This window comes from Amycolatopsis silviterrae, assembly GCF_042684085.1.
GTDB classification, from domain to species: Bacteria; Actinomycetota; Actinomycetes; order Mycobacteriales; family Pseudonocardiaceae; genus Amycolatopsis; species Amycolatopsis silviterrae.
The window spans coordinates 545686-556172 of sequence record NZ_JBHUKS010000006.1; the positions used below are offsets into that span (position 1 = coordinate 545686).

At 73.8% G+C, this 10487-nt stretch carries 1 protein-coding gene; it reads left to right on the plus strand.

Translation table 11 applies throughout. From position 1 onward, the window contains the following. Nucleotides 1–17: 17 nt before the first annotated feature. A partial coding sequence (locus tag ACFSVL_RS11195) for an SDR family NAD(P)-dependent oxidoreductase (RefSeq protein ID WP_449224370.1) occupies nt 18–10487 on the plus strand: 10470 nt, incomplete at its 3' end.

A 10487-nucleotide genomic window follows, 5' to 3' on the forward strand; every position in this document is an offset into this window, starting at 1 on the left:
CCGGAGGCAGCACCCGCATGACGAGCACCGAAGACAAACTGCGCGACTACCTCAAGCTGGTGACCGCCGACCTGCGCCACGCCCGGCAGCGGCTGGGCGCGGCCGAGGCGAAGGCCGCCGAGCCGGTCGCGATCGTCGGCATGGGCTGCCGCTATCCCGGGGGCGCGAACTCGCCCGGGGAACTGTGGCAGCTGCTGTGCGACGGCACTGACGCGATCACCGGGTTCCCCGGCGGGCGCGGGTGGGACGCGGCCGCGGTCTACGACCCCGACCCGGACAAGCCCGGCAAGACCTACGTGGTGGAGGGCGGCTTCCTCCACGACGCGGCGGAGTTCGACGCCGGGTTCTTCGGGATCTCGCCGCGCGAGGCGCTGGCGATGGACCCGCAGCAGCGGGTGCTGCTGGAGGTGGCCTGGGAGGCGATCGAGCACGCGGGCATCGATCCCCAGTCGTTGCGCGGCACCGAGGTCGGCACGTTCGTCGGCGCCGTCGAATCCACCTACGGCGAGATGCCCGGGCTGCCGGAAACGGCCGAGGGGCACCTGCTGACCGGCACCGCGGCCAGTGTCCTTTCCGGACGGATCTCCTACTTCCTCGGGCTCGAAGGCCCGGCGGTCACGGTGAACACCGCTTGTTCGTCCTCGCTGGTGGCGCTGCACTGGGCGGTGCAGGCGCTGCGCAACGGCGAATGCTCGATGGCGCTGGCCGGCGGCGCGACCGTGATGGCGACCCCGGGCGCGTTCGTCGAGTTCGCGCGCCAGCGGGGGATGGCGCGCGACGGGCGGTGCAAGGCGTTCGCCGAGGGCGCCGACGGGATGGCGTGGGGCGAAGGGGCGGGCGTCCTGCTCCTGGAGCGGCTCTCCGAAGCCCAGCGCCAGGGACACCGGGTGCTCGCCGTCGTCCGCGGCTCCGCGGTCAACCAGGACGGCGCGAGCAGCGGGCTGACCGCGCCGCACGGCCCTTCCCAGCAACGCGTCATCCGCGCGGCGCTGGCGAACGCGCGCCTGACTCCCGACCAGGTCGACGTCGTGGAGGCACACGGCACCGGCACGAGCCTCGGCGACCCGATCGAGGCGCAGGCGTTGCTGGCGACCTACGGCCAGGGCCGGGAAATCCCGCTGCTGCTCGGGTCGGTGAAGTCGAACCTCGGGCACGCCCAGGCCGCGGCCGGCGTCGCCGGGGTGATCAAGATGGTGCTCTCGCTGCGGGAAGCGGCGGTGCCCCGGACGCTGCACGCCGAGACGCCGACGACCAGCGTCGACTGGAGTTCGGGCGCGGTGGAGCTGGCGACCGAGCAGCGGGCGTGGCCCGGCACCGGCCGGCCGCGCCGCGCCGCGGTGTCGGCGTTCGGCATCAGCGGAACCAACGCGCACGTCGTCCTCGAACAGGCTCCCGAACCCGGACCGGCCGAGACCTCGGCCGGTCCGGCCGGCGAGGCGCGGGCACCGTGGATCCTGTCCGCGAAAGACCCGCGAGCGCTGCGCGGACAGGCCTCGCGGCTGCTTTCGCACGTCCGGACGCGTCCTGAACTGTCCTCCGCCGACATCGCCGCTTCGCTGGCGTCGGGCCGTTCGCGGTTCTCGTGCCGGGCCGTGATTCTGGCCGGCGACCGCGACGGCGCACTGCGCGGCTTGGCGGCGCTGGCCGGCGGCGAGCCGGACGTCGCGCTCGTCGAAGGCGTGGCGACCGGCGGCGCGACCGCGTTCCTGTTCTCCGGCCAGGGGTCGCAGCGGCTCGGCATGGGGCGCGAGCTCTACGCGCGGTTCCCCTTGTACGCCAAGGCTTTCGACGCCGTGGCCGCGGAACTCGACCCGCTGCTGGACCGCCCGCTCAAGGAGATCGCCTGGGGCGGCGACGCCGGGATCCTCGACGAAACCGGCTGGGCCCAGCCGGCGTTGTTCGCGGTCGAGGTCGCGCTCTTCCGGCTGGTCGCCTCCTGGGGGATCGCCCCGGACTTCGTCGCGGGCCACTCGATCGGCGAGGTCGCGGCCGCGCACGTGGCCGGCGTCTTCTCGCTGGCGGACGCGGCCAAACTGGTCGCCGCACGGGCGCGGCTCATGCAAGCGCTGCCTGCCTCCGGCGCGATGGTCGCGATCCAGGCGGCCGAAAGCGAAATCGTGCCGCTGCTCGCCGAGGACGTGGCGATCGCCGCGGTCAACGGTCCCGGCTCGGTGGTCGTCTCCGGCGCGGAAGCGGCGGTCGCCGCGGTCGCCGGGCATTTCGCGGACCTGGGCCGCAAGACCTCCCGGCTGCGGGTGTCGCACGCCTTCCACTCCCCGCTGATGGACCCGATGCTGGCCGGGTTCCGCGCGGTGCTCGCGCAGTTGTCCTTCCACCGCCCGGAAATCCCGGTGGTGTCGAACCTGACCGGGCGGGCCGCGGCGGCCGGCGAGCTGGCCTCGCCGGACTACTGGGTGCGCCATGTCCGGGAAACCGTCCGGTTCGCCGACGGAGTCGAGACGCTGGCCGCCGAAGGCGTCCGGACGTTCCTGGAACTGGGCCCCGACGGCGTGCTGTCGGCGATGGCGCGAGAATCGGCGCCGGACGACGCGACGGTGGTTCCGGTCCTGCGCAAGGACCGGCCGGAGGACCAGACCGCGGCCGCCGCACTGGCGCGGCTGCACGTCGGGGGCGCGACGGTGGACTGGACCGGGTTCGTCGCCGGCGGGAGCCGGGTGGACCTGCCGACCTACGCGTTCCAGCACGAGCGGTTCTGGCCGGGCCCCGCGACCGGCCGGTCCGGCGACGTCGCTTCCGCCGGTCTCGACGCGGCCGGGCACCCGTTGCTCGGCGCGGCCGTCGTGCTGGCCGAAGCCGACGGCGTCGTGCTGACCAGCAGGCTGTCGCTGGCTTCGCATCCGTGGCTGGCCGATCACGCGGTGCGCGGCCGGGTGCTGCTGCCCGGCACGGCCTTCGTGGAACTGGCGATCCGGGCCGGCGACGAGGTCGGCTGCGACCGGCTCGAAGACCTGACCCTCGCCGCTCCGCTCGTCCTGCCGGACCAGGGAGGGGTCCAGCTGCAGCTGCGCGTCGGCGCCGCCGAGGAGTCCGGCCGCCGGACCTTCGCGGTCCACTCGCGGCCTTCGGACGCGCCCGGCGAACCCTGGGAGCGCCACGCCACCGGCGTGCTGTCCGGGGAAACCCCCGCGGGCGAGCGATTCGGCACCGGGGCTTGGCCGCCCGAGGGCGCGGTGCCGGTCGATCTCGGCGGGGCCTACGAATGGTTCGCGGAGGGCGGTTTCGAGTACGGTCCGGCGTTCCGCGGGGTGCGCGCGGTCTGGCAGCTCGGCGACGACATCTTCGCCGAGGTGGAGCTGCCTGGCGACACCGGGGACGCCGAGGCGTTCGGCTTGCATCCGGCGCTGCTGGACGCGGCGCTTCAGGCCATCGCGCTCGCCGAGCGCGGCGACGACGGCCGCAGCGGCATGCCGTTCTCGTGGGAAGGCGTCTCGCTGCACGCCGCCGGCGCGGCCGCGGCCCGGGTCCGAGTGCGTCCGACCGGCGACGGCGCGGTCTCGCTGGCCGTCGCGGACGTCGCCGGCGCGCCGATCGCCTCGGTCGATTCCCTGGTCTTCCGGAGCATTCCGGCGGAGCGGCCGACCGCCCCGCGCCGCGACTGCCTCTTCCGCACCGGCTGGGTCCCGGTGCCGGCCGCCGAGGCGGCGGCCGGACCGCTGGCGCTGCTCGGGGCCGACGAACTGGGGCTCGGCGAGCTCGTCGTGCCGTACGAGGACTTGACCGCCCTCCTGCGCGGCGCAGCGCCGGAGGTGGTGCTGGCGACGGTGGCCGCGACGGCGTCGGCTCCGGTCGAAGCTGTGCACGCGACGGTCGCTGCCGAACTGGCGCGAGTGCAGCGCTGGCTGACCGAAGAGCGGCTGGCCGGCTCCCGGCTGGTGTTCGTCGCGCGTGGCGCGACCACCGGCGAAAACCTCGCCGCCGCCGCGGTCTGGGGGCTGGTCCGGACCGCCCAGACCGAACATCCGGGCCGGTTCGGCCTGATCGACCTCGACGACGACCCGACGTCCGCCGCCCAGCTGCCGCGGGCCGCGGCGGCGGCCGAACCGAATCTGCGCGTCCGCGGCGCCGAGGTGCTCGCGGCTCGGCTGGAGCGGCTCCCGGCCCCGCCGGAGCACGCTGGGTGGGAGGACGGCGCGGCGGTGCTGGTCACCGGCGGCACCGGCGGGCTCGGCAGCGTCGTCGCCCGGCGGCTGGCCTCGAACGGCGTCCGCAAGCTCGTCCTGGCCAGCCGCCGCGGGCTGAGCGCCGACGGCGCGGCCCAGCTCCGCGACGAACTCGCCGGACAAGGCGCCGAAGTCGTCGTCGCCGCCTGCGATGTCGCCGATCGGGCATCGCTCGCCGACCTGCTGGCCCGGCACCCGGTGTCGGCGGTGGTGCACACCGCGGGGGTGCTCGACGACGGAACCGTCGCCTCGCTGACGCCGCGGCAAGTCGAAAAAGTGTTGCGGCCCAAGGTGAACGCGGCCTGGAACCTGCACGAACTCGCCGGCGAGCTCTCGGCGTTCGTGGTGTTCTCCTCGCTGGCAAGCCCCTTCGGCGGTGCCGGCCAGGCCAACTACGCGGCGGGCAACGCCTTCCTCGACGCCCTCGCACAGCACCGCCAGTCCCTCGGCCTGCCGGGGCTTTCCCTGCAGTGGGGGCCGTGGACGCAAGAGACGGGCATGACCGGCACCCTGGCCGGCTCGGCAGTCGAGCGCATGATCGGCTCCGGCATCCCGCCGCTGACCCCGGACCAGGGCGCCAGCCTGTTCTCCTCCGCGATCGCCAGCCCCGGCGCCGTGGTGCTGCCTGCGCGGCTGGACCTGCCGGTGCTCGGCGCGCAGGAACGGGTCCCCGCGTTGCTGCGCGGGCTCGTCCCGGCCCGGCGGCGGCGCGCGCAGGCGGGCGGGTCCGGCGGCGGGGACGACCTCGCCCGGCAGCTGGCCGGGCTGGCCCTCGCGGACCGGCGCGAGGTCGTGCTCGACCTGGTGCTCAGCCGGGTCGCGCTGGTGCTCGGGCACGCCGGGGCCGGGTCGGTCGACGCCGCCCGCTCGTTCACCGACCTCGGGTTCGATTCGCTCACCGCCGTCGACCTGCGCAACCGGCTCGGCGGCGCGGTCGGCGTGCGGCTGCCCGCGACGCTCGTGTTCGACTACCCGACGCCGGGCGCGCTGGCCGACTACCTGCTCGAAGAGCTGTTCGGGCCGGACGGCGGCACGAACGGCGCGGAGGTCCCGCCGGCCGCTCCGGCCGGGGACGATCCGGTCGTGATCGTCGGCATGGGGTGCCGTTATCCCGGCGGCGTGCGTTCGCCGGACGACTTGTGGCGGCTGGTCGAGAGCGGCGTCGACGCGATTTCGACGTTCCCGGAAAACCGCGGCTGGGATCTCGCCGGGCTCTGTCGTCCCGATCTCGGCGACGGCGGCACGTCCTATACGCGGTCGGGCGGGTTTTTGCATGATGCGGGCGCGTTTGACGCGGGGTTTTTCGGGATGAGCCCGCGGGAGGCGTTGGCGACTGATGCGCAGCAGCGGTTGTTGCTGGAGGTGTCGTGGGAGGCGCTTGAGCGTGCCGGGGTCGATCCGGTGTCGTTGCGGGGCAGTCAGACCGGGGTGTTCGCCGGGGTCATGTACAGCGACTACAGCACGCTGCTGCCCGGCACCGAGTTCGAAGGGTTCCGCGGCAACGGCAGCGCGCCGAGCATTGCGTCGGGCCGGGTTTCCTATGTTCTCGGGCTGGAGGGCCCGGCGGTGACGGTGGATACGGCGTGTTCGTCGTCGTTGGTGGCGATGCATTGGGCGGCGCAGGCGTTGCGGAGTGGGGAGTGTTCGCTGGCGTTGGCGGGTGGTGTGACGGTGATGGCTACCCCGAACACTTTTGTGGAGTTTTCGCGGCAGCGCGGGATGGCGGTGGACGGGAAGTGCAAGGCGTTTTCGGATGCTGCGGACGGTGTTGGCTGGGGCGAGGGTGTTGGGGTGGTGGTGCTGGAGCGACTGTCTGATGCTGTGCGGAATGGGCATGAGGTGTTGGCGGTTTTGCGTGGGTCAGCGGTGAATCAGGATGGTGCGTCGAATGGGTTGACGGCGCCGAATGGTCCGTCGCAGCAGCGGGTGATCCGTCAGGCGTTGGCGAACGCTGGTCTGTCCGCTTCGGACGTTGACGTGGTGGAGGCGCACGGCACCGGTACGACGTTGGGCGATCCGATCGAGGCGCAGGCGTTGCTGGCGACCTACGGCCAAGACCGGGATGTCCCGCTGCTGCTCGGGTCGGTGAAGTCGAACATCGGTCACACCCAAGCGGCTGCGGGTGTCGCCGGGGTGATCAAGATGGTCATGGCGATGCGGCACGGAGTGGCCCCGGAGTCGTTGCATGCGGGGACGCCGTCGTCGCATGTGGACTGGGAAGCCGGGGCTGTCGAGCTGCTCGCCGAGCGCACCGGGTGGCCGGAGACCGGTCGTGCGCGGCGGGCGGCGGTGTCGTCGTTCGGGATCAGCGGAACGAACGCGCACCTCGTCCTCGAACAAGGAACACCGGCGGCGGTCCACGACGCCGAGCGTCCGGCGCGCGCCGGACTGGTTCCGTACCTGCTCTCCGGCCAGACGCCGGAGGCGCTCGCCGCGCAGGCCGAGCGGCTGGCCGCGCACCTGGCGGCTCGTCCGGATCTGGCGGCGGAGGACGTCGGTTTCTCCTTGGCCACCGCGCGATCGGCGTTCGGCCACCGTGCGGTGGTGCTGGCCGGGAATCCCGGCGAGGCCCGGGAGCTGCTGGCCGGGGCCGGGGCGATCGAGGGTTCGGTGATCGGCGGGAAGACGGCGTTCGTGTTTTCCGGTCAGGGTGCGCAGCGGCTGGGGATGGGGCGGGAGTTGTATGCGCGGTTCCCGGTGTTCGCGGAGGCGTTCGACGGGGTTGTGGCGCTGCTGGACGGTCCGGTGCGGGAGGTCATGTGGGGCGAGGACGCCCGTTCCCTCGATGACACCCGGTATGCCCAGCCCGCGTTGTTCGCGGTGGAAGTGGCGTTGTTCCGGTTGGTCGAGTCGTGGGGAGTGCGTCCGGATTTCGTGGCCGGTCATTCGATCGGGGAGGTGGCGGCGGCGCATGCGGCGGGGGTGCTGTCGCTGGCGGACGCGGGTGCGCTGGTGTCGGCCCGTGCGCGGTTGATGGCGGAGTTGCCCGCGGGCGGGGCGATGGCGGCGGTGCGGGCTGCCGAGGAAGAGGTCACGCCGTTGCTCAGCGGCGAGGTCTCGATCGCGGCGGTCAACGGCCCGGAGTCCGTGGTGGTTTCCGGGACCGAGACTGAGGTGACCGCGCTGCTGGCACAGCTCGCCGGGCGGAAGGCGACGCGGCTGAAGGTGAGTCATGCGTTCCATTCGCCGTTGATGGAGCCGATGCTGGCGGAGTTCCGGGCGGTGGTGTCGGGGCTGTCGTTCGGCCCGGCGCGGGTCCCGGTGGTGTCGACGGTGACCGGCCGGGTGGTCTCGGGCGAATGGGAGTCGCCCGAGTATTGGGTCCGGCAGGTGCGTGAGCCGGTGCGGTTCTCCGACGCCGTGGGCGCGCTGACCGGCGAGGGCGTGACGAAGTTCGCCGAGCTGGGTCCCGACGGCGTGCTGTCGGGAATGGTGCGGCTGTCGGCGCCGGACGACGCGGTCGTGGTTCCGTTGCTGCGCAAGAACCGTCCGGAGGAACTGGCCGCCGTCGGCGCGCTGGCCCGCCTGCACGTGCACGGGGTCGCCGTCGACTGGAGCCCGTGGTTCCCGGGCGCGCGCCGGGTCGAGTTGCCCACCTATGCCTTCCAGCACACCTGGTTCTGGCCGGACTCGCCGCCGGCGGCGGGCGACGCGGCCGCGTTCGGCCTCGCTTCGCCGGGCCATCCGCTGCTCGCCGGCTCGGTCGAACTCGCCGAGGACGACGGATTGCTGTTCACCGGCAGCCTTTCCCTGGGCACGCATCCGTGGCTCGCGGACCACGTCGTGCTCGGCCGGGTGCTCGTCCCCGGGACCGCGCTGCTGGAGCTGGCGGTCCGGGCAGGCGACGAGGTCGGCTGCGGCCGGGTCGAAGAACTGACTCTGGCCGCGCCCATGTTCCTGCCCGAGCACGGCTCGCTGCAGGTGCAGGTCGCGGTCGGCGCTCCCGGCGACGACGGATTCCGCCGGGTGGCGGTCCATTCGCGATCGGGAGCGGGAGCCTGGATCCGGAACGCGGCCGGGCTGCTGGCCGGGACAGCGCTGCCGGACACCGGGTTCGACACGACCGTCTGGCCGCCGGAAGACGCTGTCGCCGTTGACGTTTCCGCTTGCTACGACCAGTTCGCCGAGGACGGCTTCGACTACGGCCCGGTCTTCCGGGGACTGCGGGCGGTCTGGCGCCGCGGCGAAGAAACCTTTGCCGAGGTGCGCCTGCCCGAGGACGCCGACGCCGCCGGATTCGGCCTGCACCCGGCGCTGCTCGACGCGGCGCTGCATGCGATCGCCCAAACCGGACTCGCGGTCGACGGCGGCGCGGTCCCGTTCTCCTGGACGGGCGTTTCCCTGCACGCCACCGGCGCGTCTTCGGTGCGGGTGCGGCTCGTGCGCACCGGCGCCGACGCGGTGTCGATCGCGGTCGCCGATTCCGCGGGCGGACCGGTAGCGACCGTGGAGGCGCTGGTCGTCCGCGCGTTGCCGGCGGATCAGCCGGTCTCCGGCATCGCCGCCGACGCTCTGTTCCGGGTTGGCTGGGCTCCCGTGCCAGGGCTGACCACGGTTGCCGGTCCGGTCGCGGTCCTCGGCGCGGATGCGCTGGGCGTCGAAGACGTGCTGCGCTCCGCCGGGGTCCCGGCCGGCGAGGCGAGCGCCGGGGACACCGTGCCGATCGTGGTGTGCCCGATAGACGGCACCGGAGCCGACCCGGCCGCGGCGGTCCGTTCCGTGACCGCCGCTGTGCTCGGGCGCCTCCAGCAGTGGCTGACCGAGACCTCTCGCCTGGTCTTCGTGACCAGGGGCGCCACCACCGGCGCCGACCTGGCCGGAGCGGCCGCGGCGGGGCTCGTCCGTTCGGCGCAGACCGAACACCCCGGCCGGTTCGGCCTGATCGACCTCGACGACGACGCGGCTTCGCCTGCCGCCTTGCCGCGCGCGCTGTCCTCCGCCGAACCGGATCTGGCGATCCGCGGCGGCGAGGTCTTCGCCGCGCGCCTCGGCCGGGCCCCGGCGGCCGCGGCCGGGCACGCCTGGGACCAGGACGGCACGGTCCTGATCACCGGCGGCACCGGCGGTCTCGGCGGTGCGCTGGCGCGGCATCTGGCCGGCGCGCACGGAGTCCGGAACCTCCTGCTCGTCAGCCGCCGGGGCGACGCCGCCGACGGCGCGGAGCAACTGGCCGCCGACCTCGCCGCGCTGGGCGCGGACGCCCGGATCGAAGCCTGCGATGTCGCCGATCGGGCAGCGCTTGCCGACCTGCTGGCGCGGTACCCGGTGTCGGCGGTGGTGCACACCGCCGGCGTCCTCGACGACGGCTTGGTCGGCTCCCTTACCCCCGAACGCCTCGACCTGGTCTTGAAGGCCAAGGCCGACGCCGCGTGGAACCTGCACGAACTCACCCGCGACAGCGGACTCGCCTGCTTCGTCGTGTACTCCTCCGCGGCCGGGACGTTCGGCTCGGCCGGCCAAGGCGGCTACGCCGCGGGCAACGCGTTCCTGGACGCGCTCGTCCGGCACCGGCGGGCGCTCGGCCTGCCCGCGCTGTCCCTGGCCTGGGGCCCCTGGGCCAGCACCGGCGGGATGACCGGCACCCTCGACGACGCCGGCCTGGACCGCATCGCCCGGTCCGGGATGCCGCTGCTCACCGTCGAGCAGGGCATGGAACTCTTCGACGCCGCGCTGAACGGTGCCGAAGCCGTCGTGGTGCCAGCCCGGCTCGACTTCGCCGCGTTGCGCGCTCAGGGCGCCGTCCCCGCGCTCCTGCGCGAGCTGATCCGCGGCACCAACCGCAGGGCGGCCGCGGCGGGTGCCGACTCGGGACTCGCGCGCAGCCTGGCCGGGCTCACGGACGAGGAACGCGCAGCGGCCCTGCTCGGCCTCGTCCGCACACAGGTGGCGACGGTGCTCGGGCACGCCGGGGCCGCCGACGTCGATCCGGCCCGCGCCTTCACCGACCTCGGGTTCGATTCGCTGACTTCGGTCGAACTGCGCAACAACCTCGACACGGCCACGGGGCTGCGGCTGCCGGCCACTCTGGTCTTCGACTATCCGACGGCTTCCGCGCTGGCCGGGCACCTGCTGGACCAGCTCTTCGGCGCGGCGGCCGAGACGGCCGGCCCGGTCCGGGCTCCGGCCGGGGACGATCCGGTCGTGATCGTCGGCATGGGGTGCCGTTATCCCGGCGGCGTGCGTTCGCCGGACGACTTGTGGCGGCTGGTCGAGAGCGGCACGGATGCGATTTCGGGCTTTCCCGAGGATCGCGGCTGGGATGTGGAGTCGTTGTACGACGCCGATCCGGATCGGCGTGGGACGTCC